The organism is Curtobacterium sp. VKM Ac-1395, from assembly GCF_015350975.1.
Taxonomy (GTDB): domain Bacteria; phylum Actinomycetota; class Actinomycetes; order Actinomycetales; family Microbacteriaceae; genus Curtobacterium.
In genome coordinates this window covers 38,192-62,664 of the sequence record NZ_JADKRX010000002.1, presented here as the reverse complement: position 1 = coordinate 62,664, position 24,473 = coordinate 38,192, and the positions used below count along the sequence as shown (strand labels likewise).

Genomic DNA, 24,473 nt, shown 5'->3' with positions numbered 1-24,473 from the left:
CTGACGGGAGGCGCGGTGCCAGCTGGCACCGCGCCTCCCGCTCGTCTGTGGCCGGGCGAGTCCGCCCGCCCGCCCTGGCGGCCAGGCGGCCAGGCGCCGAGTCTCGGCCATGCGGACACCCTGCGGCCGGTTCCGGCGCGGACCTGTCCGCGGGAGCGAGTCTCGGCGCGGCCGCCGGGCGGCCGACCGGCGGCCGCGGCTACGCGACCGCGACCGCGTCGGCCGGCTCGGCCTCGCGGCGCTGCACGCGCTGCCCCACCACGGCGGAGACGCCGTCCTGCCGCATCGACACCCCGTACAGCGCGTCGGCGATCTCCATCGTGCGCTTCTGGTGCGTGATCACGATGAGCTGCGAGGTGTCGCGGAGCCGCTCGAACACGGTGAGCAGCCGGCCGAGGTTCGCGTCGTCGAGCGCCGCCTCGACCTCGTCCATGATGTAGAACGGCGACGGCCGGGCGGTGAAGATCGCCACGAGGAGCGCCACCGCCGCCAGGGACCGCTCACCGCCGGACAGCAGGGTCAACCGGTCGATCTTCTTGCCGGCGGGCTTCACCTGCACCTCGATGCCCGTCGCGAGCATGTCCGTGGGGTCCGTCAGCGTGATCGACCCCGAGCCGCCGGGGAACAGGATCGGGAACACGACGTCGAAGGCGTCCTTCGTGTCGTTGAACGCCGACTCGAAGATCGTCTGCATCTTCGCGTCGAGCTCCTCGATGATCGTCATCAGGTCCGTGCGGGTCTTCTGCAGGTCCTCGAGCTGGTCGGTCAGGAACGCGTGCCGCTGCTCGAGCGCCTGGAACTCCTCGAGCGCCAGGGGGTTCACCCGGCCGAGCTGCCCGAGGTCGCGTTCGGCTGCCGCGAGTCGACGCTCCTGCTCCGCGCGGACGTAGGGCACCGTCTCGACGTCGGCGGGGTCGACCTCGTCCGAGGCGTCGAACTCGGGCAGCGCCGGGCCACCGGGGAGCGTGGACTCGGCGGACAGGAGCCCGTCGGTGTCTTCGTCGGTCTGCGTGTCGGTGCTGTCCGCGTCGGTACCGGCCGTGTCGGTGCTGTCCGCGTCGTCGCTGTCCGCCACGTCGCCGTCGCCGGCCGCAGCCGCTGCCGCCCGTTCGGCGTCCCGGTGCCGTCGCGCGAGCACCCGGGGGTCGATGAGCACGTCGACGGGCACCGGCACGTGCGGCCCGTACTCAGCCACGAGGACGGACTCCACCAGACCGAGTTCGCTGAGCGCCCGGTCCACCACGCCCGAGACGTGCAGCTTCTTCTCGTAGATCTCCATCTCGAGCGAGTGCACCCCGTCGGTGATCCGCTGCAGCCGGTCGCGGAGCTCGCGTTCCTCGGTGCGGATCGTCTGCAGCTCGGTGTTCCGCTTCGCCCGCTCCGACTCCTCGGTCGCCAGGCGCACCCGGGCCTCGGCGAGCGAGCGGTCCACGGCGCCGAGCACCTCGGGCAGGTCGGCGAGCACGCGCTCGGCGGTGGCCATCTGCCCGCGCCGGATCACGGCGAGCCGTGCGGCCTCGGCGGCGGCGGCCCGCTCGGACGCGAGCTGCCGGTCGAGCTGGTCGGCGCGCGTCCGCTCGGAACGGGCGCGCTCGCGCACGGTCTCGACCTGGATGCGCTGTTCGATCTCCGCCGCACGAGCGGCCTCGAGCGCGTCGAGCAGCCCCTGCCGCCCCGAGGCGTCGACGCGCGGTCGCGGCTGCGCAGCGTGCTCCTGCTGCGCGCGGTCGGCGTAGGCGAGGGCCTGCTCCGCTGCCGCCACCGCCCCGTCCGTCTCCCCCAGAGCCGCCCGGAGGCGCTCGACCTCGGCAGCGGCGTTCTCCGCGCGTGCCCGGACCGACGCACTGGTGCGGTCGTACTCGGCCACCGCGGCGGCGTGCGCACGGCTCGCCCGGTCCGCGTCGTCCAGCTGGCGGCGCGCGTCGTCGACGGCGCTGCGCGCGGCCTGGAGGCTCGTGGCCGCGTCCTCGGCGTCGGTCGCGACCGCGTCACGTCGGACCACGGCGTCGTCGCGTTCGGCCGCGAGCTCGATGCGGGACGTGGTGCGGGCACCGCCACCCGTGACACGGACCGCGCGGACCAGGTCACCCGACCGTGTCACGACCGTGGCCTGCGGGGCGGCGGTGAGCACGGCCTCCAGGTCGACGTCGTCGGACACCACGACCAACGTGTCGGCCAGGATCGCGGCGAGGGCGGGCGGGCCGGTGACGAGGTCGAGGGCCGGACGGACGCCGTCGGGGACCGGGCCGGCGGAGCGTGTGCCGGCTGCGTCGGCGACGACGACGTCGATGCGGCCGATGTCCTCGGACCTGGCGTGGGTGACGGCGTCGAGCGCGGCGGAGCGGTCCTCCGCGAGGACCGCGTCGGCGAGGCCGTCGAGGGCGGCAGCGATCGCGCCCTCGTGGCCGGGTGTGACGTGGAGGCGGTCGGCCAGGCGGCCGACGATGCCGGCGCGACCGGCGTCGATGAGGGCCTGCGAGCCGTCGCGGACGTCGATCGACATGGCGAGGGCGACGACGCGTGCGTCGAGCGCGTCGCGTTCACGTTCGAGGCCGTGCAGGCGGTCACGGAGGACATCGCGCTCGGTCTGCGCCTGCTCGAGACCGGCCCTGGCGGTCTCGAGCGCGGTCTGGAGGGCGTCGGGGTCGGCGTCGGCCGACGGGTCCGTGCCGACCTCGGCCAACGCGGCCTCGGCGGTGCGGGCGCGCTCGGCGGCCTCGGCGAGGGCACGCTCACGGCGCTCGCGGTCGGCGACGACGGACCCGCGCTTCGACCGCGCGACGTCGACGGCGCTCGTGAGGCGCTGCGCGGCGAGGTCGTGCTGGGTGACGAGGGCCGCCTGCGCGGCGATCCGCTCGTCGAGGGCGTCGAGGGTGGACCTGGCGGCACGGACGGTCTCGGCGGTCGCGACCATCCCGCCGGCCATCTCCGCTGCCTGGGCGTCGAGCCGGGTGGCCTCGGCGCGGACCCCGTCGACCTGTTCCGGCGTGATCGTCGGGCCCTGCTGCGGCGTGTCCGCCTGCTGCGCGAGGAGCATCAGGCGCTGGTTCGCCAGGCTCGACAGGCCGCGGAGTCGCTCCTGCACGCTCTCCAGCCGGTGCACGACCGTGCGGGCGCGGTCCACGTCGTCGCCGACCATGCTCTGCTCGACCTGCTGCTGGCGCGTGCGGGTCTGGTCGAGGCGTTCGGACAGGACGATCCGCTCGGACTTCCGGCCGGCCTCGACCTCCTGGTGCTCGTGCAGCTCACGGCGCAGCCGCACGACGTCGTCCGCGAGGATGCGGGCCTTGGCGTCCCGGGCGACGGCGGCGACGGACTGGGCCTTGCGGGCGACCTCCGCCTGGCGGCCCAGGGGCTTCAGCTGGCGACGGATCTCCCCCGCCAGGTCGGACAGGCGCGTCAGGTTCGTCTGCATCGCGGCGAGCTTGCGGAGGGTCTTCTCCTTGCGGCGACGGTGCTTGAGGATCCCGGCGGCCTCCTCGATGAAGCCGCGCCGGTCCTCCGGGGTGGCGCGCAGGACCTTGTCGAGCTGGCCCTGCCCGACGATCACGTGCATCTCGCGGCCGAGGCCGGTGTCGCTGAGGAGCTCCTGGACGTCGAGGAGCCGGCAGTTCTCGCCGTTGATGGCGTACTCGCTGCCGCCGTTGCGGAACAGCGTGCGGGCGATCGTGACCTCGGTGTAGTCGATCGGCAGCACACCGTCGGCGTTGTCGATGGTGAGCAGCACCTGCGCGCGGCCGAGCGGTCCGCGGCTCGAGGTGCCGGCGAAGATGACGTCCTCCATGGTGCCGCCGCGGAGGGTCTTCGCCCCCTGCTCCCCCATCACCCAGGCGAGGGCGTCGACGACGTTGGACTTGCCCGAGCCGTTCGGCCCGACGATGCACGTGACGCCGGGCTCGAACGCGAACGTCGTCGGCTGCGCGAAGGACTTGAACCCCTTGATGGTCAGGCTCTTCAAGTACATGCGGTCTCCGGGCTCCCTCGTTGCCGGAAGGCTAACGCCTGGTGGCCCGCGGACGCGGTTGGCACACGGGGCAACGGTGGCTGGACCGGTTCATGAAGGCCTCGCGCACGATCGGGGTGCCGCAGCGGGGGCACGGCTTGCCCTGCTGTCCGTAGACCGCGAGGCGCTGGGAGAAGTAGCCGGACTGCCCGTTGATGTTGACGTACTGGGCGTCGAAGCTCGTGCCGCCGTCCTCGAGCGCGCGGCCGAGGACCGCGCGGACCTCGGCGAGGAGCAGGCGCAGGTCAGCCCGGGTCAAGCGCTCCGCTGGGCGGTCGTAGTGGAGCTTCGCGCCCCACAGCGACTCGTCGGCGTAGATGTTCCCGATGCCGCTGACGACGCCCTGGTCGAGCAGGACGCGCTTGATGCCGCTGGCGCGCTTCCGGGCCATCGCGATGAAGCGGTCGTCGTCGAACGCGGGGTCGAGCGGGTCGCGGGCGATGTGCGACACCTGGCTCGGGATGCTCCGGCGCCAGGACGCGTCCGGGTGCTCGTCGTCGACGTGCCCGGCGAACCCGGCCGCGGCGCCGTCGATCGTCGGGACCATCGTGTCGATCGCCATCGAGCCGAACGTGCGCTGGTCGACAAACTCGAGCTCGACCGGGGGTTCCTGCGTGCCGTCACGGTCGGTGCCGGCGGGCTGGACCTCGAGCAGGATGCGGCGGTGCTTCGCCGCGGGTCGGTCACCGCGGCCGAGGAGGATCTGGCCGCTCATGCCGAGGTGGGCGACGAGGGCCTCAGGGTGCCCGGCGTGCTCGGCGTGCTCGGCGTGCTCGGTGTGCTCGGTGCTGGCGGCTTCGGGGTTCGGTGCTGGTTCGAGCGGCATCCAGAGGAACTTGCCACGCCGGACAGCTGCGGCGATGGTCCGTCCGGTCAGCCGGTGGGCGAAGTCCTCGCCGGGGCCGTCGTGCCTGGTGAGTGCCCGTTCGTCGAGGACGTGGACGGCGAGGACCCGGGCACCGCTGACCGCGGGTTCGAGGCCGGCGCGGACGACCTCGACCTCGGGGAGTTCCGGCACCTGGTCAGGCTCCGGGGGCGCTCGTCGTCGACGTCGACGTCGGGTCGGCCGTCTCGTCGGCCCGGCCGGACAGGCGCGTCCAGGCTTCGAGGGCAGCGGACATCTCGGCCGCCTTCTTGCTCGAGCCCGAACCGGTGGCGACGTCCTCGCCCTGCAGCACGACCGTCGCGTGGAAGGTCTTGTCGTGGTCGGGGCCCTCTTCGGTGACCCGGTACGCCGGGTTGCCGAGCGTCAGGGACGCGGCGAGCTCCTGCAGGCTGGTCTTCGGGTCCATCGCGGCGCCGAAGCGGTCCGGGTCGATGAGCAGCGGGTCGACGAGTCGCAGCACCAGCGCGGTCGCGGGGTCCGGTCCGGCCGAGAGGTACGTCGCGCCGATGATGGCCTCGACGGTGTCCGCGAGGATCGAGGACTTGTCGCGGCCGCCGGTCTGCTCTTCACCCTTGCCGAGCCGGAGCCAGGCGCCGAGTCCGTTCAGACGGGCGATCTCCGCGAGGGCGACCGTCGACACCAGACTGGCCCGGCGCTTGGCCAGGTCGCCTTCGTCGAGGTCGGGGAAGTCACGGAAGAGCTTGACGGTGACGGCCTGCCCGAGGATCGAGTCGCCGAGGAACTCGAGGCGCTCGTTGTGTCGGATGCCGCCGTGCTCGTACGCGTACGAGCGGTGGGTGAGGGCGAGCTCGAGCAGGTCGAGGTCGACGTCCACCCCGAGGAGTGCACGCAGACGAACGACGTCCGACCCCACCGGGTTGGACCCCGCGGAGCCGGACGTCGCTGTCATGCGTTCAGTCCGGATCAGACGTCGGCGACCTTGCGGCCCTTGTACTCCATGTACAGGGGCGTGCCGGCCGAGTCCTCGACGACCTTCGCGCGGTGCGGGAGGCTGTAGGTGACCTGACCGTTCTCGATCGTCTTCACGAGCTGGACCGGTGCGGCCTTCCACTGCGAACGACGGGCGTGCGTGTTGGAACGTGACTGCTTGCGCTTCGGAACGGCCATGGTGGTTCTCTTTCGGTTGGTCGGTGGTCAGTCGGTGGGGGTGCGGTCACTCAGCCGAGTCGGCTTCGGTCCGCGCCGCGCCATCGGTGGCATCGGGGGCGGTGGTGGTGCTGTGCGTCGTGCTGCTGTCGTCGAACCGGAGCCCGTCCAGCGCGGCCCAACGGGGATCCGTGGGCCCGGAAGCGGGACGGTCACCGAGGTCTGCCAGACGTTCGCCCGTCACCGGGTCGAGGCCTGGGCAGTCCGGTCGGCAGACCGGCTGGAACGGCAGTGACAGCACCACTGCGTCTCGAACGACCGGTTCACAATCCACGTGGTCTTCGTGAACATGGAAGTCGAAATCCTCCGAGGGATCATACGCGAACAGCTCGGCGAAATCGACCTCGACGGGTTCGGAGATGTCGATGAGGCAGCGCGAGCACTGTCCGGTGGCCTCGGCTGACGCGTGCCCGGATACGAGCACGCCCTCGTGGAGGCCTTCGAGGCGGAGCTCGATGTGCATCTCGTCGCCCTGACGGACGGCGACGACGCCGGCTCCGAGGCCTTCCGGAACGACGAGGTCGAGCGTGTGCTCGCGCATCTCGCCCGGTCGGTGCGCGAGGTCACGCACGCGCAGGGCGTAGGGGCTGTTCACGGGGGAAGACACGATCGACCATCCTAGCGCGGGACCGCTCCCACGTCGAGGAGCGGCGTGCCGTGTCGGGGCGTGGCGTGTTGCTGGCGTCGCGGGGATCAGCGCAGGCGGTCGTGCAGCGCACGCTCCACCACGGTGGGCACGTACGGCGTCACGTCACCGCCGAGCGTGGCGACCTGACGGATGAGCGAGCTGGAGACGTGTGCCCGCGAGGCCTCCGGCAGCAGGAACACCGTCTCGACGTCCGCGAGGTGCCGGTTCATGATCGCCATCGGGGTCTCGTAGGCGACGTCCTCCCCGGAACGCACGCCCTTCACCAGGACCGTCGCTCCGACCTGGCGGCAGTAGTCGACGAGCAGCCCGGCGGTCCACTCCCCGACCCGGATGTTGCTCGGCGCACCGACCTCGGCGAGGGACTCCTCGATGAGCCGGACCCGGTCGACGGCGTCGAACATCGCCGTCGACTTCGCCAAGTTGTGGACCACGAGGACGTGGACCTCTTCGAACAGCCCCGCCGCACGCCCGATCACGTCGAGGTGCCCGAGGGTCACGGGGTCGAAGGAGCCGGGGACCACCGCGATCTGCGTCATGTCGTCGACGATACCGGCGGTGCCCGTCGGGGCGCGTTCCGGGCGCGTTCGGGGCGCGTTCGGGTCGTGGAGCCCGGGTCAGTTCTTGCCGAGGAACGCCGCGTCGGACTCGTCCAGCCGCCGGGCCAGGGCGTCGCGCAGCTCGGGCTGGTCGGCGAGGTCGGGGTCGCGCTCGAGCAGGCGCTCGGCCTCTTCTCGCGCATCGACGATGACGTCGGCGTCCCGCACCACCCGCAGGAGGTTGAGCGACGAGCGCCCGCCGGACTGTCGTTCGCCGAGCACGTCGCCCTCGCGCCGGAGCTCGAGGTCGACCCGGGCCAGCTCGAAGCCGTCGTCCGTGGCCGCCACGGCGTCGACGCGTTCGCGGGAGGTCGTCTCGTCCTCGGCGGCGGTCACGAGCAGACACACGCCCGGGTACTGGCCACGGCCGATGCGTCCGCGGAGCTGGTGCAGCTGCGACACCCCGAAGCGGTCGGCGTCGAGGATCGCCATCATCGAGGCGTTCGGCACGTCCACCCCGACCTCGATCACGGTCGTCGCGACGAGGACGTCGACGTCCCCGGCGGCGAACGCGGTCATCACGCGGTCCTTCTCGTCGCCGGACATCCGGCCGTGCAGGACCTCGATCCGCCGGCCCTGCAGGACCGGCATCGTGCGCATGCGCTCCGCCGTCGCCAGCACCGTCGCCGGCGTGCGCTTCGGGGTGTCCTCGTCCGTCTCCGGGTCGGGCTCGCCGTCGTCCTCGGCGTGGGCGTCGTCGATCGCCGGGCACACCACGAAGGCCTGGCGGCCGGATGCGAGCTCCTCGGCCATCCGGGTCCAGATGCGCGACTCCCAGCCCGGGTGCTCGGCGAGGCCCACCGTGAATGTCTCGACGCCGGCACGGCCGGACGGCATGCCCGCGATGGTGGAGACGTCGAGGTCGCCGAACACCGTCATCGCCACGGTGCGCGGGATCGGCGTCGCCGTGAGCACGAGCACGTGCGGCGGGGCCTGGCCCTTCGTCCGGAGTGCCTCGCGCTGCTCGACGCCGAACCGGTGCTGCTCGTCGACGACGACGAGGCCGAGCTCGGCGAAGTCCACACGGTCGCCGAGGAGCGCGTGCGTGCCGACGACCAACCGCGACCCGCCCGAGGCCGCTGCGAGGAGCGAGCGGCGGCGTTCGTCCGTCGACTGCGACCCGGTCAGGATCACCGGGCGCAGCTCCGCGGCGAGGTCGGGGCCGAGGAACTTGACGATGGACCGCAGGTGCTGGGCGGCGAGCACCTCCGTCGGGGCGATGAGCGCGGACTGCCCGCCGGACTCCGCGACGGTGAGCATCGCGCGGATCGCCACGAGGGTCTTGCCGGAGCCGACTTCCCCCTGCACGAGCCGGTGCATCGGCCAGTCCCCGGCAAGGTCGTGCGCGATCTCGTCGCCCACGGAGCGCTGGTCCTCGGTCAGGGTGAAGGGGAGCGTGGCGTCGAAGCGCTCGAGGACCCCGCCCGGGGCCGCCGTGCGCGGGGTCGAGGCGGTCGCGCGGGCGGCGATGCGGCGCTGGACCAGGGCGGTCTGCAGCACGAAGGCCTCGCGGTACCGGAGGGCGTCCTGGGCCCGCTTGAAGTCGGCGACCTTCTCGGGGCGGTGCAGCAGCTCGAGGGCACGGCGGAACGGCACCAGGTCGAGTCGAGCCCGCACCGATGCGGGCACCGGGTCGGCGATCTCCGGCAGCGTGTCGAGCACCACGGCCATGGCCTTGGCGATCTGCCATGACGACAGGGACGCGGTGGCCGGGTAGATCGGGATCGGCTGGCGGGAGAAGCGGATCGCCTCGTCGGACTCGGGGTCCGCCGAGGCGCGGGGGTCGTCGGCGTCGAACAGCTCGTAGTCCGGGTGGGCCAGCTGTCGAGCGCCGCGGTAGTCACCGACCTTGCCCGCGAAGATCCCGCGGGCACCGACCACGAGGTCCTTGGTCCGCCAGCCCTGGTTGAAGAACGTCAGCGTGAGCAGGCCCTTGCCGTCGCCGATCTTGGCTTCGAGGATGGAGCCACGACGCTGGCGCATCGTGCGTTCCCGGACGTCGACGACCTCGGCGACGATGGTGACGGCCTCCCCGATCGCGAGCGAGTCCAGCGCCGTGAGGGCCCCGCGCTCGGCGTACCGACGCGGCGCGTGCTCGAGGAAGTCGCCCACCGTGCGGTGCCCGAACGCCTTCTCGACGGCCTTGGCGGTGCGGCCGCCGAGCACGTTCGCCAGGCGGGTGTCAAGCGGCGCCGGCGCCCATGCGGTGCCCGCGGGCAGGTCCGTCGCCGCGGAGGCGTCGGCTGCGGACCCGTCAGCTGCGGACGCATCCGCCGCACCGGGGGCGGCGGCGGACGACGCGCTCGTGCGTGCAGCGGCTCGTGAGGTGACCACACGGCAACGGTACCCGGGACGGCCGACGTGCACCGAGCCTCCGATCCGGCCTGTGGACAACCGCTGCGGGCCCGCGGGCGGCCGCTACGGTTGCTGCATGACCCGCATCATCGCCGGCGCCGCCGGCTCCACGACGCTCCGGGTGCCGAAGTCGGGTACCCGCCCGACGAGCGACCGCGTGCGCGAGGCGCTGTTCTCCTCGCTGGAGTCCCGCGGGCTCGTCGACGACACCGCGGTGGCCGACCTGTACGCGGGCACCGGCGCCCTGGGGCTCGAAGCCGCGTCGCGCGGCGCGGTGGAGGTCGTCCTGGTCGACCGCGCGGCCGCCGCGGCCACGGCCTGTCGCGAGAACGCGCGGATCGTGAAGCAGCGGGTGCCCGGTGTCCGCATCGACGTGCACGCGCAGCCCGCGCTCGGGTTCCTGCGCGGGACCGTCCGGACGTTCGACCTGGTCTTCATCGACCCGCCGTACGAGGTCACCGAGCACGAGATCGCCGAGGTGCTCGAGGCCCTGGTGCCGCGGCTGACCGCGGACGCCGTGGTCGTCGTGGAGCGGAGCAAGCGCTCCCCCGAGCCGAGCTGGCCCGCGGGGCTCGAACCCTTCAGCAAGCGCAGCTACGGCGAGACCGTCGCGTGGGAGGCAGTGGTCGCAGCGGCCTGATCCGCGACGGGCTGCGACCGACCCGGAACGACACCATCGCTGTCGTACGACCTCGACGTTGTCGCGCACCGCCCCAGCGCACGCCCGTGCCCGCGGCGCCCGACCCGGAACGACACCACGCCGCACGACGCCGCACCACCTCAGCCCGCGACGCCGTCCCAGTCCGCGTAGGGGTCCCACCCCGTGGTCGGCACCGGCTCGCCCGCGCGCAGCAGATCTGCCTCGCCACGCGGGACCACCACGCCGATGCGCCGGAAGCCCCCGGGCAGTGCGACGTCCGCGGGGAAGGTCGCGAGCAGGCCGTGGTCCTCGCCCCCGTGCAGTGCGATCTCGTCCGAGACGACATCGACACCAGCAGCGGCACCGGCACCGGCGTCGAGCTCGAGCGTCACCCGACTCGCCCGCGCGAGCCGCCCGGCGTCGATCGCGAGCCCGTCCGACAGGTCGAGCATCGCCGTGGCTCCGGCGACACCGGCGGCGGGACCGTCAGCGATCGGCGGCACCGGGCGACGCTGCCGTCCGACGTCCGGGTCGGTGTCCAGTCCCGACGCCCGTACCGCTGCGGCCGAGGGTTCCCCGTGCACGTCGACGCCGTCGCGGAACAGCCGCCCGAGTCCCCGGGCCGCGGCGCCGAGCTCCCCGGACACCGCCACGACGTCCCCGACCCGGGCGCCCGACCGGAGCACCGGAGCCCGGCCCTCGAGGTCGCCGAACGCCGTCACCGCGACCGTGAACGCCGACGAGGTCGACAGGTCCCCGCCCACGACACCACAGCCGGGCGCGAGTGCCGCGACCGCCAGCCGGAAGCCGTCCGCGATGCCCTCGAGCACCGCCACGGGGGTGTCCTGCGGCGCAGCCAGCGCGACGACGAGCCCGGACGGCACGGCGCCCATCGCGGCGACGTCGGAGAGGTTCGTGGCGGCGGCCTTCCAGCCGACGTCCTCGGGCGAGGACCACGCCCACCGGAAGTCCGGCCCGTGCACCATGAGGTCCGTCGTGACGACGAAGCGTCCGTCCGGCGCGGCCACCACCGCGCAGTCGTCCCCGGGGCCCACCAGCGGCGAGCCCGTCGGCAGCCGGGAGACCACCCGATCGAGCACGACGAGTTCGCCCAGCTCCCCCACGGTCGGTCCGGTCCAGGGGTCCACGGGTCCGCTCGACTCGTCCGTCTCGTCCACACGAGAACGGTAACCTGGTCGACGATGGACACCGCGCGCCGCACCACCCGGATCACCGCCGGACTCGCGCTGCTCGTCGCCGTGGCCGGTGTGCTCACCGGGTGCACGAACGCGGTCCCGATGACGGCCGCCCCGTCGGCGAACGCCGCGGCGTGCGCGAACGCGCAGGTCCGGCTCCCCGAGACGGTCGACACGAAGTACGCGCTCCGCAACACGGACGCGCAGTCGACCGCCGCGTGGGGTGACCCCTCGGCCGCGGTCTACCACTGCGGCGTGGCCGTCCCGACGGTTTCCGACCTGCCGTGCTTCTCGCAGGGGTCCGTCGACTGGATCCGCGACGACCGCGGCAAGCAGGTCGTCTACACGACGTTCGGGCGGGACCCGGCCGTGCAGGTCGTCATCGACACGTCGAAGGCGACCGCGTCCGTGCTGCAGGACGTCGGCAACGCGGTCGACTCCCTGCCGAAGGACGGCCACGAGTGCCTCGACCCGTCCCAGGTGCAGGGCTGAGCGGTCGGGACACCCCGCTCACGTCTGCTGAGCGGTCAGGTCCCGTCGCCTGACGGCGTCGCAGGCGACGACGGGTGACCGCCCGGCGGACAGCGCGCGGTGCGTGGCGACCAGTCGCCGGACTGGAGGCTCGGCGGACGTCCGGCACCGAGCCTCCAGTCCGGTGGAACGCGCGTTCCCACCTGCTGACGCGGCGTCGGCGAGTCGGAACGCGCGTTGCAGGTCAGAACTTCCGACCCCCTACGCGCGGAAGGACTCACTCCGCGCGGAAGGACCACCGGCGCGTCAGCGGATGGCGGCGCGCCCCAGCTCGATGAGCTCGGCCACGAGCTCCGGGTAGGACATCCCGGTCGCCGCCCAGCACCGCGGGTACATCGAGAACGGCGTGAAGCCGGGCATCGTGTTGACCTCGTTCACGACGAAGCCGTCATCGGTGAGGAAGCAGTCGACGCGGGCCAGGCCCGAGCCGCCGATGGCCTCGAACGCGCGGGCCCCGAAGGAGCGGATCGCGTCGGTCTCGTCCTCGGTCAGGGGCGCCGGGCAGAGGAGCTGCTCGTCGCCGCCGAGGTACTTGGCGGCGAAGTCGTAGAAGCCGTCCTCGGCGACGACGATCTCGCCGGGCAGGCTGGTGCGCGGGACGCCGTCACGGCCCTCGAGCACGGCGACCTCGACCTCGCGACCGAGGACCCGGGGCTCGACGATGACCTTGCTGTCGTGCTCGAAGGCCAGGTCCATCGCGGCACCGAGCTCGGACGGCTCGTCGACGCGCGAGACGCCCATGCTCGACCCGGCGCGGGCGGGCTTGACGAACAGCGGCCAGCCGTGGATCGCGATGCTCTCCGCGATGCCGAGGCGGTCAGCGTCCCACTCGCGGCGGAGCACCGTCGACCACGGGGCGACCCGGAGGCCCGCGTGTTCGAGGACCGCCTTGGCGACGTGCTTGTCCATGGCGAGGGCGCTGGCGAGCACGCCGTCCCCGACGTACGGCAGCCCGGCGATCTCGAGCATGCCCTGGATGGTGCCGTCCTCGCCGAAGGGTCCGTGCAGGATCGGGAAGACGATGTCGACGGCGACGGTGGTGACGGAGCCGTCGGGGTGTTCGACCGTCAGCTCGGGGGGCTCGGCCGCGCTCGGGAACCGCACGCGGGTGCCGTTGTCCGGCACCACCGGCAGGTGCTGGCCGTCGAGGGCCCACGCCGACGGGTCGTCCGGCTGGAGGGTGAAGTCGCCGTCCTTGGTGATGCCGACGGGGACGACGTCGTACGCGGTCCGGTCGACGGCGTCCATGATGCCGCCGGCGGTGACGCAGCTGATCTCGTGCTCGCTGGAGCGGCCGCCGAACAGGACGACGACGGTGGTGGTGCTGGTCATGGACGCTCCTGGTTGCAGAGTGGCCGGACCGGTCACTCGCCCTGGGGCTCGTCGGTCTCGGTGAGGTGCGGTGCGATGTTGCGCGGATCGAGCCTACCGGCGAGGACCTCGGCGACCTGGCCCACGATGGGCATGTCGACCCCGTTCGCCGCGGCGAGCTCGAGGATCGGCGCGACGGACGCCAGCCCCTCGGCGGTCTGGTTCATCTGCCGGACGACCTCGTCGAAGCGGTACCCCTGGCCGAGCAGCCGACCGGCGGTGTTGTTGCGCGAGAGCGGGGACTGGCACGTGGCGATGAGGTCGCCGAGGCCCGCGAGCCCGGACAGCGTCGAGGGCTGCGCACCGAGCGACACCGCGAACTCGGTCATCTCGGCGAGGCCGCGCGTGATGATCGACGCCTTGGTGTTCTCGCCGTAGCCGACGCCGTCCACGATGCCGATCGCCACGGCGATCAGGTTCTTCAGCACACCGCCGAACTCGGTGCCGATGACGTCCGTGTTGATGAACGACCGGAAGTACGGGTTCGTGGCGACCGCGGCGACGGCGGTCGCGGTGTCCACGCTCGACGACGAGATGACGGCGGCGGTCGGCTGGCGGCGGGCGATCTCGAGCGCCAGGTTCGGCCCGCTCGCGACGGCGATGCGGTCCTGGTCGATGCCGAGGCCCTGGAGCAGGACCTCGCTCATCCGGAGGCCCGTGCCCTTCTCGACGCCCTTCATCAGGCTGACGACGGGGACGCCGGCTGGCAGCAGCTCGCGGATCGCGTCGAGGTTGGAGCGGAGGGTCTGCGACGGCACCGAGACGTAGACCTGCTCGGCGCCCTCGAGCACCCGGGCCAGCGAGGTGTTGGCGGTCAGGGTGCGGGGCAGGTTGATGCCGGGGAGGTACTCGGAGTTGCGCTTGGTCTCGGTGATCTCGCGGGCGATCTCCGGACGGCGGGCCCAGAGGACCGTCTCCGCGCCGCCCTCGGCGAGGACCTTCGCGAACGTGGTGCCCCAGCTGCCGGCACCGATGACGGCGACGCGCGGCTTGTCGGTGGACTGCATGACGACGCGGATGGCCGCGGTGTCGACGGCGCCGCGCGCGGCGACGGAGGGGTCCGGGTGGTCGTCGTGCGGGCGGAGGCCGGGCGCGGTGGTCCGGTCGGCTGCGTCACTCAAACTTGCCGGTCTCCTTCTGGTTGTTCGCACTCGGGTCCCAGCGCTGCTCGGGTGCCCGTTCGCCGCGCAGCTGTTCGACGAGCGCGGTGATCTGCGCCATCAGCTCCGCCGTCACCTCGGCCAGCAGCTGCTGGTCGAGGGGCTTGCCGCGGTACGCCGACAGGTCCATGGGCTCACCGACGATGACGTCCACGTGCGCCTGCCGGAACAGGTGCAGCTTCTTGGAGTACCGCGGCATGATCCGCTGCGTGCCCCAGTGGGCCATCGGGATGAGCGGGACGTCGTTCTCGAGCGCGATCCGTGCGGCGCCGGTCTTGCCGCGCATCGGCCACAGGGCGGGGTCACGGGTGAGCGTGCCCTCGGGGTAGACGATCACCGCGCCGCCCTGCTCGACCAGGCTGCGGCCGCCGCCGAGCGGGTCGTTGAGGCGCGTGCGCCCCGACCGCTCGACGGGGATCTGGCCCATGCCCGTCATCAGGCGCCCGACGACCGGCACGCGGAAGATCGACGCCTTGGCGAGGAACCGCGGCAGGCGTCGGGACACCCAGACCGCGGTGCCGACCACCAGGGGGTCGATGTTCGTGTAGTGGTTCGGCGCGAGGACGAACGCCCCGTGCTCGGGCAGGCGGTTCGGCCCGTGCCAGCGGTAGGCCGACACCCAGCGGAACAGCGGGATGACGAAGACCGAGGTGATGCGGAAGGCGATGTTGCGCTCGCCCCGCTTCCACCGCCGGCCCGGGTTGGGCAGGCCAGTGGTCACGGTGTCGAGAGCGCCGCCGCCGGGGCGGTCGGAGCTGTTGAGCGCTCGGCCGTCGTCGGAGCGGTCGGAACCGTCCCCGTGCGATCGTGCAGCCATCTCAGCCGGCGAAGTCGAAGTCCGCCCCGAGCTTGCGCAGCTTCGGGATGAAGTGCTCGTACCCGCGGCTGATGATGCCGACGTTCGTGATGTGGGACTCGCCCTCGGCGGTCAGCGCCGCGATGAGGTGGCTGAAGCCGCCGCGGAGGTCGGGGACGCGGACGTTCGCGCCGTGCAGCTTCGTCGGGCCGGTGATGACCGCGGCCTGCTCGAACGGACGGCGGGCGACGCGGCGGTCGTGGCCGGGCAGCCCCTCCTTGTGCACGACGATGTCGGCACCCATCTCGTTGAGGGCGTCGGTGAAGCCGAAGCGGTTCTCGTAGACGGTCTCGTGCACGACGCTGCGGCCCTCGGCCTGCGTCAGCGCCACGACGAGCGGCTGCTGCCAGTCGGTCATGAAGCCGGGGTGCACGTCGGTCTCGATGACGACGGGCTTCAGGACCTCGAGCTCCCGGTAGAACCGGATGCCGTCCTCCTGGATGTCGAACCCGCCGCCGACCTTGCGGAAGACGTTGAGGAACGTCATGAGCTCCTGCTGCTTCGCGCCCTCGACGAAGATGTCGCCGTTCGTCGCGAGTGCGGCGGAGGCCCAGCTGGCGGCCTCGTTGCGGTCGTTGATCGCGCGGTGGGTGTAGCCGCGGAGCGACTTCACGCCCTCGATGAAGATCGTGCGGTTCGGCTCGACCGTGATGATCGCGCCCATCTTCTGCAGGATCGCGATGAGGTCCATGATCTCGGGCTCGATCGCGGCGTTGCGGAGCTCGGTGGTGCCGTCGGCGAGCGTGGCGGAGAGCAGGACCTGCTCGGTCGCGCCGACGCTCGGGTAGGGCAGCTCGATGTCCGCGCCCTTGAGGCCGTTCGGCGCCGTGATGTGGATGCCGGAGATCTGCTTGTCGACGACCGCGCCCATGGCCCGCAGGGCGTCGAGGTGGAAGTCGATCGGACGGTCACCGATGCGGCAGCCGCCGAGGTCGGGGATGAACGCCTCGCCGAGCTTGTGCAGCAGCGGGCCGCAGAACAGGATCGGGATGCGGCTCGAGCCGGCGTGGGCGTCGATCTCGGCGAAGTGGGCCGACTCGACGTTCGACGGGTCGAGGATGAGCTCGCCTCGTGCAGGGTCCGTGATGCGCACACCGTGCACCTCGAGCAGCGCCCGGACGACCTTGACGTCGGAGATGTCCGGGACGTCCTTGAGGATCGAGGGGGTGTCGCCGAGCAGGGAGGCCACCATGGCCTTGGTCGCGAGGTTCTTGGCCCCACGGACTTCGATGCGTCCGACCAGCGGCTTGCCGCCGCGGATGACGATCTCGTCCGACTTGAGTCCCACGCGCGCTCCTGCTGCTGCTGCGTCCTGTACGAGAGAGTTCACTACTTCACCGGCAATGTTTTCGGCCGCCAAGTTGCCCGGCGGGATTCGAACTCCGTGATCGAGGTCTCGTCACGGAGGGTGAGCCCGATGTCGTCGAGCCCTTCCATCAACCGCCAACGAGTGTAAGCGTCGATCTCGAAAGCCACGTCCACATCGCCCAGCGACACGCGCTGGGTCACGAGGTCCACCGTGGCCTCGATCCCCGGCTTCGCCTCGATCTCCGCCCAGAGCCGCTCCACGTCGGGCTCGGTGACCATCGCGGTGACCAGGCCCTGCTTGCCCGCGTTGCCCTTGAAGATGTCCGCGAAACGGGGTGAGACCACGACTGAGAACCCGAAGTCGCGGAGCGCCCACACGGCGTGCTCGCGGGACGACCCGGTGCCGAAGTCCGGTCCGGCGACCAGCACCTTCGCACCCTGGTACCGCTCCTGGTTCAGGACGAACTCGGGGTCCTGCCGCCAGCCGGAGAACAGCGCGTCCTCGAAGCCCGTCTTCGTGACCCGCTTCAGGTACACGGCGGGGATGATCTGGTCGGTGTCGACGTTCGACCGCTTCAGCGGTGCGGCGATCCCGGTGACGGTGGTGATGGCGTCCATCAGACGGCTCCTTCGAGTGCGGCCTCGTGCTCGTTCGTCAGGTCCCAGGGGCTCGAGAGCGTCCCGCGCACCGCGGTCGCCGCGGCGACGAGCGGCGACACGAGGTGCGTGCGACCGCCCTTGCCCTGGCGTCCCTCGAAGTTGCGGTTCGACGTGCTCGCGCACCGCTCCCCCGGCGCCAGTTGGTCCGGGTTCATGCCGAGGCACATCGAGCACCCGGCGAAGCGCCACTCGGCACCGAAGTCGGTGAAGACCTTGTCGAGCCCCTCGGCCTCGGCCTCGAGCCGGACACGGGCGGACCCGGGCACGACCATGACGCGGACGCCCGGCGCCTTCTCGCGGCCCTTGATCACGGACGCGAAGGCCCGGAGGTCCTCGATCCGGGAGTTCGTGCAGGACCCCATGAAGACCGCGTCGACGGCGATCTCCTTCATCGGGGTGCCGGCGGCGATGTCCATGTACTCCAGCGCCCGGGAGGCCGCAGCGCGGTCGTTCGGGTCCGCGTAGCTGGCCGGGTCCGGTACGGACTGCGACAGCGAGACGCCCTGGCCGGGGTTCGTGCCCCAGGTGACGAAGGGCTCCAGGGTGTCCGCGTCGATGAACACCTCGGCGTCGAAGACCGCGTCGTCGTCGGTGGCGAGGGTGTCCCAGTACGCGACGGCCTCGTCCCAGTCGGCGCCGGTCGGGGCGTGGTCGCGGCCCTGGACGTAGTCGTACGTGGTCTGGTCGGGGGCGACCATGCCGGCCCGGGCACCGGCTTCGATCGACATGTTGCAGATCGTCATGCGGCCCTCCATCGAGAGCGCCCGGATGGCCGAGCCGCGGTACTCGAGCACGTAGCCCTGCCCGCCGCCGGTCCCGATCTGTGCGATCACGGCGAGGATGATGTCCTTCGCGGTGACGCCGGTCCGGAGCGTGCCCTCGACCGTGACGGCCATCGTCCTGAACGGCTTCAACGGCAGGGTCTGCGTCGCCAGGACGTGCTCGACCTCGCTCGTGCCGATGCCGAACGCCATGGCGCCGAATGCCCCGTGCGTCGAGGTGTGCGAGTCGCCGCAGACGACGGTGATGCCCGGCATGGTCAGCCCGAGCTGCGGGCCGACCACGTGGACGATGCCCTGCTCCTTGTCGCCCAGCGAGTGCAGGCGGACGCCGAACTCCTCGCAGTTGCGGCGGAGCGTCTCGATCTGGATGCGGCTCGTCGGGTCCGCGATGGGGCGGTCGATGGCGAGCGTCGGGGTGTTGTGGTCCTCGGTCGCGATCGTCAGGTCGAGGCGGCGCACCGGACGACCGGCCTGCCGCAGCCCGTCGAAGGCCTGCGGGCTCGTCACTTCGTGCACGAGGTGGAGGTCGATGTAGAGGAGGTCGGGGTTGCCGTCCTCGCCCTTGACGACGACGTGGTCGTCCCACACCTTCTCGGCGAGCGTCCTGCCCATGCTCTCGACCCTTCGGTTCGTGTCCGTCCACCCCGCTGTCGCGGTGCGGTGCAGCGATGCTACCACTGGTATACCAACGGGCCCACCCCGCCCCGTGGCCGGCTCCGCACGGCCGGGAGGCTCACCTGCCGTTCGCCGACACGTGTCGCGGTGAGAGGATGGCCGGGTCATGCAGAAGCCGCCACACTCGTCCCGCACCGTCAACCTCGAGGGCGCGACGCGCGCCGCGATCGCCGGCGGGGCACCGCTCGCGCTGCTCATCGCCCTGGGCATGCCGGGCTACGCGGCCTTCGCGATGTTCGCCGGGTTCACGGCGGTCTTCGGGCAGACCGAGCCCTACCGGCAGCGCGCCGTCACCACCGGGGTCGCCGGGGCACTGCAGATGCTGTGCATGTTCGCAGGCATCGGGGTCGCGCTCGTCGGGTCGCCGCTGTGGCTGCAGGCGGTCGGGCTCGTCGTCGTGCTCGTCGTCGCGATCGGCACGCTCAGCGCACTGCGGGCGATCCCGGCGCAGCCGATCTTCCCGGTGTTCGCGTTCGTGGTCTCGGCCCTCGTGCCGCTCCGGCCGTCCGACCTGCCCCTCGTGACCGTGGTCATCCTCGGGTCCGTCGCGTGGGCGTGGCTCGTCGCGATGTCCGGCGCCGTGGTGCGGCGGGTCGGTCACCCGCGCGCCCCGCATGCCTTCCGTCCGCTCGGCGACCGGAAGCACCGTGACCTGTCGGTGCTCCGGACCGCTGCGCTCTGGGAGACCGTCGCGCTCAACGTCGTCGGCGCCCTCGTCGCCGGCGCGGTCGCCGAGACGATCCCCGGGCTCGGGCACCCGTACTGGGCGGTCATCGCGGTGGTGTCGATCCTGCCGGCCCTGCGACAGCGCCACACGGTCGTCCGCGCGGTCCAACGCCTGGTCGGGACGGCCGGCGGCACGGTCATCGCGGTGGGCATCCTGCTGCTCGAGCCGGGCCTGTGGTGGATCGTCGTGATCGCGGTGGTCGGGCAGTTCTTCGCCGAGGTCTTCGTGGCGCGGCACTACGCCGTGAGCCTGCTGTTCCTGACGCCGCTCGCGCTCGCCGTGTCGTGGCTGAGCCTGCCCGAGGCGCCGGAGCTCCTGGCGCTCGACCGGATCGCGCAGACGACCCTCGGCGCCCTGGTCAGCGTCGCGCTGCTCGTCGTCGGGCGGGGCATCGAGCGGCGGCGTGGTCGGGCGCTCGGGGCCACCAGCGCGATCCGCACCGTCTGAGCGGAGGGACCGCCTGACCGGCGGTACCGCCTGACCGGCGGTACCGCCCGACCGGTGGTCTCGGGCAGGATCGGGTCCATGGACACGAACGCCCTGCGCCTCGTCGAGGGGCCGCCGCCGCTCGAGCACTACCTCCGGCTCCGCCGCGACTCCGGGCTGACGCCGGTGCGCGCCGACCAGGGTGCCGCCGCGGTCACCGGCAGCTGGTCGGCGTGCCACGTGGTCGACGCCGACGGCGTGCCGGTCGCCATGGGACGGGTCATCGGCGACGGCGGGTGGTATTTCCACCTCGTGGACGTCGCCACCGACCCCGGCCACCAGCGGCAGGGACTCGGGCGCCGGGTCGTCGAGTGGCTGATCGCCGACGTGCGCACCCGGGCGCCGGAGGGGGCGTACCTGTCGCTCGTCGGCGATCCCCCCGGGCAGCGGCTGTACCGCACGCTCGGGTTCGACGACGTCGCCCCGAGCCTCGGGATGGCGATGGTGCTCGGGGCGGACGACTAGCGCGGCTGCAGGTTCCAGGCGTCGATGACCGGGCGGCCGTGCTCGTAGCCGAGGATGCTGACCGAGGCCGTGCCGAGCTTCAACACGGCACCGTCCTGCGGGGCGAGGCGGATCCAGGCGGCACCGATCGCGCGCAGGACGTGTCCGTGCGCGATGAAGACGGCGTCGTGCCCCTCGGCGAGGAACGGCCGGGCTCGGTTCAGCACGCGTTCCGCCCGGACCCGGACCTCCGCGGCGCTCTCCCCCGGTGTGGCCCCGGCCGGGACCCCGTCGGTCCAGAGGTCCCACGGCCCGTGGCGCTGCACCTTGATCTGCGGCGTGGTCAGGCCCTCGTAGGCGCCGTAGTCCCACTCGTACAGGTCGTCGTCGAGCTCGGGGTCGACGCCGATCAGCGTCGCCGTGGCCCGGGCGCGCTGCAGCGGGCTGGACAGCGCGAGCGCGAACTCGCGGTCGGCGAGGTACCGACCGGCCCGTTCGGCCTGTTCGATGCCGTTGTCGGTGAGCGGGATGTCCGTGCGGCCGGTGTGCTGGCCGCTCTTGGACCACTCCGTCTCGCCGTGGCGGACGAGGACGAGTTCGCCGGGGCGTTCCGAGGTCATGGGTTCCTTCCGATCCAGAGGCCGAGCGCAGCTGCGCCGACCGAGACGACGAGCATGCCGAGGCCGTTCAGGACGGCGAGCCGGGTCTTGCCGGATCGGAGGAGCTGCACGGTCTCGACGCTCGCCGTCGAGAACGTCGTGTACCCACCCATCATGCCCGTGCCGAGCACGGCGACTGCCGGGATCGGCAGCGTCCCCGCCTCGCCGAGCCCGGTCAGCAGGCCGAGGACGAACGACCCGGAGGCGTTGATGACCATCGTGCCGAGCGGGAAGCCGGCGACGCGCGCCTTCACCGTGCCGTCCAGCACGAAGCGCAGCGCGGCACCGACACCGCCCCCGACGGCGACGAGCAGCAGCTCGACGGCGTTCATCGTGCGCGCTCCTGTCCACGCAGGCGCCCGGCCGTCCAGCGTCCCGCGACGACCGCCGCGAGCCCGAGCAGCACGGAGAGCAGCGCGTACCCGCTCCCCGCGGCCCACCGGCCCGCGTCGAGCAGCCGCGCCGTGTCGTCGGCGAGCGCGCTGTACGTCGTGAAGCCGCCGAGGACCCCCGTGCCGACGAACAGCCGGACGGTGCGCCGATGTCCGACGTCCGGCCCACGGCGCGCCAGGACGTCGAGGAGCAGCCCGAGGCAGAACGCCCCGACGACGTTGATGCCGAGGACGGCCCAGCTCACGCCGTCGACGGCCGGCACCAGGTCCGTGAGCACGGCACGGAGGCCCGTGCCGAGCGCGCCCCCGAGCGCGACCAGCCCGATGCGCCCCAGGCGGTGGTGTGGTGGTCGCTCGTCGTTCACCCGACCAATCCTGGACCGTGGCCAGGCGGACGTCCTACTCTCGGGCGCAGACGGCACTCCGGCCGACTGACGAGAGGGACCTCCATGAGCATCAACGACGACGACATCACGACGGACACCCAGAGCGCCGGCGAAGGCCCGGCTGACGGCGGCGCCAACCCGAACGGGCACGACGGCGGCGCCGACGGCTCGGCCGACGCCGGCGAAGGCCCCGCGGACGGCGGCGCCAACCCGAACGGCCACGACGGCGGCGCCGACGGCTCGGCCGACGCCGACGCCGGCGAAGGCCCGGCCGACGGCGGCGCCAACCCGAACGGCCACGACGGCGGCGCGGACGGCTCGGCGTGAGCCGAGAGTCCGACTCGACGGAGACGGTGAGCGCCCTCGACCGGTGCATCGCCGTCTCCGTCGCGGAGTTCGCCGCGGACCACTGGGGCAAGCGCGCGCTGCTGAGCAGTGCCGCGGACCTCGGGACGACGTTCGACGACCTCTTCTCGACCGAGGCCGCCGACGAGCTGCTCTCGGTCCGGGGCCTGCGCACGCCGTTCATCCGGATGGCCAAGGAGGGTTCGGTGCTGGCACCGAGTGCCTTCACCGCTCCGGGCGGCTACGGCGCCGAGGTCGGTGACCAGGTCAGCTCCGAGAAGGTGCTCGCGGAGTTCGCCGCCGGGTCGACGATCGTCCTCCAGGGGCTGCACCGAACGTGGCCGCCGCTGCAGGAGTTCACCCGACGGCTCGTCGCCGAGCTCGGGCACCCCGCGCAGGTCAACGCCTACATCACCCCGGCGTCGTCCCGCGGCTTCGACCCCCACTACGACGTGCACGACGTGTTCGTGCTGCAGATCGCGGGCCAGAAGCGCTGGGTCATCCACGAGCCGGTCCACGAGCTGCCCTTCGCCGACGAGCCGTGGGGCGACCGACGGGACGCGGTGGCCGCACAGGCCGCCGGCGAACCCGCGATCGACACCGTGCTCTCCCCCGGCGACGCCCTGTACCTGCCGCGCGGGTGGCTGCACTCGGCGACGGCGCTCGTCGGCACCACGATCCACCTGACGATCGGCATGCCCGCCGTCACCCGGGCCGACCTGGCGCGGGACCTCATCGGCCGAGCGCTCCGGTCGGACCGACTGCGTGCGTCGTTGCCCCTCGGCATCGACCTCGCCGACCCGGCCCAGATCGCCGACGACGTCCGGGCAGCCGCGGAGGACCTCATCGCGTCCCTCCAGGGTGCAGCCGACGGGTCCTCGGTGGACGAGGTCGCGGTGCGCGTCGGGTCCCGGTTCCGCCGGTCGACCCGTGCTGAGCCGGTCCGTCCGCTCCACACGGTCGAGGTCGCAGCAGGGCTGGCGGGCTCCGACCGGGTCCGCTGGCGCGACGAACTCCACGCCGTGGTCCGCGAGGACGCCGGACAGGTCGCCATCGTGCTGCCGTCGAAGACGGTCCGACTGCCCGTCGTGGCACTCTCAGCCGTCCAGGCGCTGCACGGCGGCGAGACGCTCGCGGTCGGGTCGCTCCCCGCGCTCGACGAGGACGACGCCGTCGTCGTGGTCCGCCGGCTCCTCCGGGAAGGCGTCCTGGTACCCGTCCCGTGACCGAGTGGCGCCGAACGGGCCCTGCGCTCGGACCACCCCGGTCGCAGGGCGGTCCGGCGTGCAGCGCGCGCTCCCGTGCGAGCGACGAGGACCTGGTCGCCACCGCCTCCCCCGGGAGGCGGTGGCTCCTCGTCGAGGTCGCGAGCGCCTGGGGCTGGGACGTCTGGACCCAGTCGCCGGCGCTCCCGCCCGAGATCGGGACGGCGTTGGCGCGCCGTGCCCAGCGGGCCGGCATGCGCATCCTCGCAATCCGTCGGACCGGCCGCCTCCGCGGTGCAGGACGCTGGCGGTGGGCCGTGGTCGACTCTGACGCACCACGGCCCACGGTGCGCTGGGGTGAGGTCGACGGGCCCGGGGACCTCCTGACGCTCCCGCTCGACGGCAGCACGGGCGAGCTGTCCGAGCGCCCGGTGTTCGCCGTGTGCGCCCACGGCCGCCACGACGAGTGCTGCGCGGTCCGCGGGCGCTCGGTGGTGGAACGGCTCGCTGCCGCGTACCCCGACGAGACGTGGGAGTGCTCCCACCTCGGCGGGGACCGGTTCGCGGCGACGACCATGGTCTTCCCGCACGGGCTGAACCACGGCCGCGTCGACGAGCACGACCCCGTCGTCATCGCCGACCAGTACCTCCACGGACGCATCGCGCCCCTCGGGTTCCGTGGTCGGTCGACGCACACGCACGTCGAACAGGCGGCGATCGCGGCGGCCGTCGCCGAGACCGGGGACGACCGGATCGACGCCTTCCGACCGGTGTCGGTGTCCGAACCGACGATGGACGGCACCGACTGGTCCGTCGACCTCGACACCGACGGGCACACGGTCCGCGTCGACCTCGAGCGGGTGCGGACCGCTGCGACGTACACAACCTGCCGTGCGACGCTCGCCGTGGAGGTCCCGCGCTTCGTCGTGCGGAGCGTCACCGTCGGCGCCTGATCGACGCACTTCTGCTCTTGCCGTATTCTCAATGTACGGAT

At 72.6% G+C, this 24,473-nt stretch carries 24 protein-coding genes; 7 read left to right on the top strand and 17 right to left on the bottom strand.

All coding sequences use genetic code 11. The features are described 5' to 3' along the window. Positions 1-199: 199 nt before the first annotated feature. The 7 genes from ITJ68_RS04975 to ITJ68_RS04945 form a co-directional block, all read right to left on the bottom strand. The gene (locus ITJ68_RS04975; protein ID WP_194660241.1) at positions 200-3,964 is read right to left on the bottom strand and encodes a chromosome segregation SMC family protein; all 3,765 of its coding nucleotides are present in this window, start codon (positions 3,962-3,964) and stop codon (positions 200-202) included. Between the two features lie 31 nt (positions 3,965-3,995). Beyond that, positions 3,996-5,021 carry a bifunctional DNA-formamidopyrimidine glycosylase/DNA-(apurinic or apyrimidinic site) lyase gene (mutM, locus tag ITJ68_RS04970; protein ID WP_194660240.1) on the bottom strand — a complete coding sequence of 342 codons (1,026 nt, stop codon included), beginning with the start codon at positions 5,019-5,021 and terminating at the stop codon, positions 3,996-3,998. Positions 5,022-5,025: 4 nt separating this feature from the next. After that, complete coding sequence (rnc, locus tag ITJ68_RS04965) at positions 5,026-5,799, bottom strand: ribonuclease III (protein WP_194660239.1); 774 nt, start codon at positions 5,797-5,799, stop codon at positions 5,026-5,028. Positions 5,800-5,813: 14 nt separating this feature from the next. Beyond that, positions 5,814-6,017 (bottom strand): 50S ribosomal protein L32, encoded by a 204-nt coding sequence (gene rpmF, locus ITJ68_RS04960; protein ID WP_071273047.1) that lies wholly within the window; start codon positions 6,015-6,017, stop codon positions 5,814-5,816. 46 nt (positions 6,018-6,063) lie between these two features. After that, on the bottom strand, positions 6,064-6,651 hold the full coding sequence (locus tag ITJ68_RS04955; RefSeq protein WP_416354640.1) for a YceD family protein: 588 nt from the start codon (positions 6,649-6,651) through the stop codon (positions 6,064-6,066). A gap of 98 nt (positions 6,652-6,749) precedes the next feature. After that, positions 6,750-7,241: a pantetheine-phosphate adenylyltransferase gene (gene coaD, locus ITJ68_RS04950; RefSeq protein ID WP_194660238.1), complete on the bottom strand. Its 492-nt coding sequence runs from the start codon at positions 7,239-7,241 to the stop codon at positions 6,750-6,752. A gap of 78 nt (positions 7,242-7,319) precedes the next feature. Continuing rightward, a complete protein-coding gene (locus ITJ68_RS04945; RefSeq protein ID WP_194660786.1) occupies positions 7,320-9,521 on the bottom strand; it encodes an ATP-dependent DNA helicase RecG in 2,202 nt (733 codons plus the stop codon). 211 nt (positions 9,522-9,732) lie between these two features. On the opposite strand from ITJ68_RS04945, the gene ITJ68_RS04940 reads away from it, so the two are divergent. Continuing rightward, a complete protein-coding gene (locus ITJ68_RS04940; RefSeq protein ID WP_194660237.1) occupies positions 9,733-10,296 on the top strand; it encodes an RsmD family RNA methyltransferase in 564 nt (187 codons plus the stop codon). A gap of 140 nt (positions 10,297-10,436) precedes the next feature. On the opposite strand, the gene thiL is transcribed toward ITJ68_RS04940, so the two are convergent. Next, positions 10,437-11,474: a thiamine-phosphate kinase gene (thiL, locus tag ITJ68_RS04935; protein WP_194660236.1), complete on the bottom strand. Its 1,038-nt coding sequence runs from the start codon at positions 11,472-11,474 to the stop codon at positions 10,437-10,439. A gap of 24 nt (positions 11,475-11,498) precedes the next feature. On the opposite strand from thiL, the gene ITJ68_RS04930 reads away from it, so the two are divergent. Beyond that, complete coding sequence (locus ITJ68_RS04930) at positions 11,499-11,984, top strand: DUF3515 family protein (RefSeq protein WP_194660235.1); 486 nt, start codon at positions 11,499-11,501, stop codon at positions 11,982-11,984. 285 nt (positions 11,985-12,269) lie between these two features. Here ITJ68_RS04930 and ITJ68_RS04925 read toward each other — a convergent pair whose 3' ends face one another. The 6 genes from ITJ68_RS04925 to leuC form a co-directional block, all read right to left on the bottom strand. Then, positions 12,270-13,355 (bottom strand): D-alanine--D-alanine ligase family protein, encoded by a 1,086-nt coding sequence (locus ITJ68_RS04925; protein ID WP_194660234.1) that lies wholly within the window; start codon positions 13,353-13,355, stop codon positions 12,270-12,272. A 32-nt stretch (positions 13,356-13,387) separates the two neighbouring features. Beyond that, on the bottom strand, positions 13,388-14,401 hold the full coding sequence (locus ITJ68_RS04920; RefSeq protein ID WP_194660785.1) for an NAD(P)H-dependent glycerol-3-phosphate dehydrogenase: 1,014 nt from the start codon (positions 14,399-14,401) through the stop codon (positions 13,388-13,390). Between the two features lie 106 nt (positions 14,402-14,507). Then, positions 14,508-15,371 (bottom strand): lysophospholipid acyltransferase family protein, encoded by an 864-nt coding sequence (locus ITJ68_RS04915; RefSeq protein ID WP_194660233.1) that lies wholly within the window; start codon positions 15,369-15,371, stop codon positions 14,508-14,510. 1 nt (position 15,372) lies between these two features. Next, positions 15,373-16,740: a UDP-N-acetylglucosamine 1-carboxyvinyltransferase gene (murA, locus tag ITJ68_RS04910; RefSeq protein WP_071273028.1), complete on the bottom strand. Its 1,368-nt coding sequence runs from the start codon at positions 16,738-16,740 to the stop codon at positions 15,373-15,375. Further along, the gene (gene leuD, locus ITJ68_RS04905) at positions 16,740-17,336 is read right to left on the bottom strand and encodes a 3-isopropylmalate dehydratase small subunit (protein WP_194660232.1); all 597 of its coding nucleotides are present in this window, start codon (positions 17,334-17,336) and stop codon (positions 16,740-16,742) included. The genes murA and leuD overlap by 1 nt, the downstream gene beginning before the upstream one ends. Further along, entirely contained in the window at positions 17,336-18,772 is a 1,437-nt protein-coding gene (leuC, locus tag ITJ68_RS04900) for a 3-isopropylmalate dehydratase large subunit (RefSeq protein ID WP_194660231.1), read from the bottom strand. The genes leuD and leuC overlap by 1 nt, the downstream gene beginning before the upstream one ends. A 169-nt stretch (positions 18,773-18,941) precedes the next feature. On the opposite strand from leuC, the gene ITJ68_RS04895 reads away from it, so the two are divergent. Both ITJ68_RS04895 and ITJ68_RS04890 read left to right on the top strand, forming a co-directional pair. Next, positions 18,942-20,009 (top strand): FUSC family protein, encoded by a 1,068-nt coding sequence (locus ITJ68_RS04895; RefSeq protein ID WP_194660230.1) that lies wholly within the window; start codon positions 18,942-18,944, stop codon positions 20,007-20,009. 78 nt (positions 20,010-20,087) lie between these two features. Next, the gene (locus ITJ68_RS04890) at positions 20,088-20,513 is read left to right on the top strand and encodes a GNAT family N-acetyltransferase (protein ID WP_194660229.1); all 426 of its coding nucleotides are present in this window, start codon (positions 20,088-20,090) and stop codon (positions 20,511-20,513) included. On the opposite strand, the gene ITJ68_RS04885 is transcribed toward ITJ68_RS04890, so the two are convergent. Genes ITJ68_RS04885 through ITJ68_RS04875 form a run of 3 tightly spaced genes read right to left on the bottom strand, consistent with a single transcriptional unit; the run spans position 20,510 to position 21,908 of the window. Further along, complete coding sequence (locus tag ITJ68_RS04885; protein ID WP_194660228.1) at positions 20,510-21,112, bottom strand: histidine phosphatase family protein; 603 nt, start codon at positions 21,110-21,112, stop codon at positions 20,510-20,512. The genes ITJ68_RS04890 and ITJ68_RS04885 overlap by 4 nt on opposite strands. Continuing rightward, positions 21,109-21,483, bottom strand: coding sequence for a fluoride efflux transporter CrcB (crcB, locus tag ITJ68_RS04880; RefSeq protein WP_194660227.1), 375 nt, complete (start codon positions 21,481-21,483; stop codon positions 21,109-21,111). The genes ITJ68_RS04885 and crcB overlap by 4 nt, the downstream gene beginning before the upstream one ends. Beyond that, entirely contained in the window at positions 21,480-21,908 is a 429-nt protein-coding gene (locus ITJ68_RS04875) for a fluoride efflux transporter FluC (RefSeq protein WP_194660226.1), read from the bottom strand. Before ITJ68_RS04875 ends, crcB begins: the two co-directional genes overlap by 4 nt. 84 nt (positions 21,909-21,992) lie before the next feature. Between ITJ68_RS04875 and ITJ68_RS04870 the strand changes: the two genes are divergently transcribed. Genes ITJ68_RS04870 through ITJ68_RS04860 form a run of 3 tightly spaced genes read left to right on the top strand, consistent with a single transcriptional unit; the run spans position 21,993 to position 24,432 of the window. Further along, positions 21,993-22,256, top strand: coding sequence for a BatC protein (locus tag ITJ68_RS04870; protein ID WP_194660225.1), 264 nt, complete (start codon positions 21,993-21,995; stop codon positions 22,254-22,256). Beyond that, positions 22,253-23,500 carry a cupin domain-containing protein gene (locus tag ITJ68_RS04865; RefSeq protein ID WP_323743221.1) on the top strand — a complete coding sequence of 416 codons (1,248 nt, stop codon included), beginning with the start codon at positions 22,253-22,255 and terminating at the stop codon, positions 23,498-23,500. The genes ITJ68_RS04870 and ITJ68_RS04865 overlap by 4 nt, the downstream gene beginning before the upstream one ends. Beyond that, a complete protein-coding gene (locus tag ITJ68_RS04860; protein WP_194660224.1) occupies positions 23,497-24,432 on the top strand; it encodes a sucrase ferredoxin in 936 nt (311 codons plus the stop codon). The genes ITJ68_RS04865 and ITJ68_RS04860 overlap by 4 nt, the downstream gene beginning before the upstream one ends. Positions 24,433-24,473: the final 41 nt, after the last annotated feature.

What these genes read in the sequence shown, in the direction of transcription:
- ITJ68_RS04975 (WP_194660241.1), bottom strand. Translation starts at nt 3,964, where the DNA reads ATGTACTTGAAGAGCCTGACCATCAAGGGGTTCAAGTCCTTCGCGCAG.
- rnc (WP_194660239.1), bottom strand. Translation starts at nt 5,799, where the DNA reads ATGACAGCGACGTCCGGCTCCGCGGGGTCCAACCCGGTGGGGTCGGAC.
- rpmF (WP_071273047.1), bottom strand. Translation starts at nt 6,017, where the DNA reads ATGGCCGTTCCGAAGCGCAAGCAGTCACGTTCCAACACGCACGCCCGT.
- coaD (WP_194660238.1), bottom strand. Translation starts at nt 7,241, where the DNA reads ATGACGCAGATCGCGGTGGTCCCCGGCTCCTTCGACCCCGTGACCCTC.
- ITJ68_RS04940 (WP_194660237.1), top strand. Translation starts at nt 9,733, where the DNA reads ATGACCCGCATCATCGCCGGCGCCGCCGGCTCCACGACGCTCCGGGTG.
- ITJ68_RS04930 (WP_194660235.1), top strand. Translation starts at nt 11,499, where the DNA reads ATGGACACCGCGCGCCGCACCACCCGGATCACCGCCGGACTCGCGCTG.
- ITJ68_RS04925 (WP_194660234.1), bottom strand. Translation starts at nt 13,355, where the DNA reads ATGACCAGCACCACCACCGTCGTCGTCCTGTTCGGCGGCCGCTCCAGC.
- ITJ68_RS04920 (WP_194660785.1), bottom strand. Translation starts at nt 14,401, where the DNA reads ATGCAGTCCACCGACAAGCCGCGCGTCGCCGTCATCGGTGCCGGCAGC.
- ITJ68_RS04915 (WP_194660233.1), bottom strand. Translation starts at nt 15,371, where the DNA reads ATGGCTGCACGATCGCACGGGGACGGTTCCGACCGCTCCGACGACGGC.
- leuD (WP_194660232.1), bottom strand. Translation starts at nt 17,336, where the DNA reads ATGGACGCCATCACCACCGTCACCGGGATCGCCGCACCGCTGAAGCGG.
- leuC (WP_194660231.1), bottom strand. Translation starts at nt 18,772, where the DNA reads ATGGGCAGGACGCTCGCCGAGAAGGTGTGGGACGACCACGTCGTCGTC.
- ITJ68_RS04895 (WP_194660230.1), top strand. Translation starts at nt 18,942, where the DNA reads ATGCAGAAGCCGCCACACTCGTCCCGCACCGTCAACCTCGAGGGCGCG.
- ITJ68_RS04890 (WP_194660229.1), top strand. Translation starts at nt 20,088, where the DNA reads ATGGACACGAACGCCCTGCGCCTCGTCGAGGGGCCGCCGCCGCTCGAG.
- ITJ68_RS04885 (WP_194660228.1), bottom strand. Translation starts at nt 21,112, where the DNA reads ATGACCTCGGAACGCCCCGGCGAACTCGTCCTCGTCCGCCACGGCGAG.
- crcB (WP_194660227.1), bottom strand. Translation starts at nt 21,483, where the DNA reads ATGAACGCCGTCGAGCTGCTGCTCGTCGCCGTCGGGGGCGGTGTCGGT.
- ITJ68_RS04870 (WP_194660225.1), top strand. Translation starts at nt 21,993, where the DNA reads ATGAGCATCAACGACGACGACATCACGACGGACACCCAGAGCGCCGGC.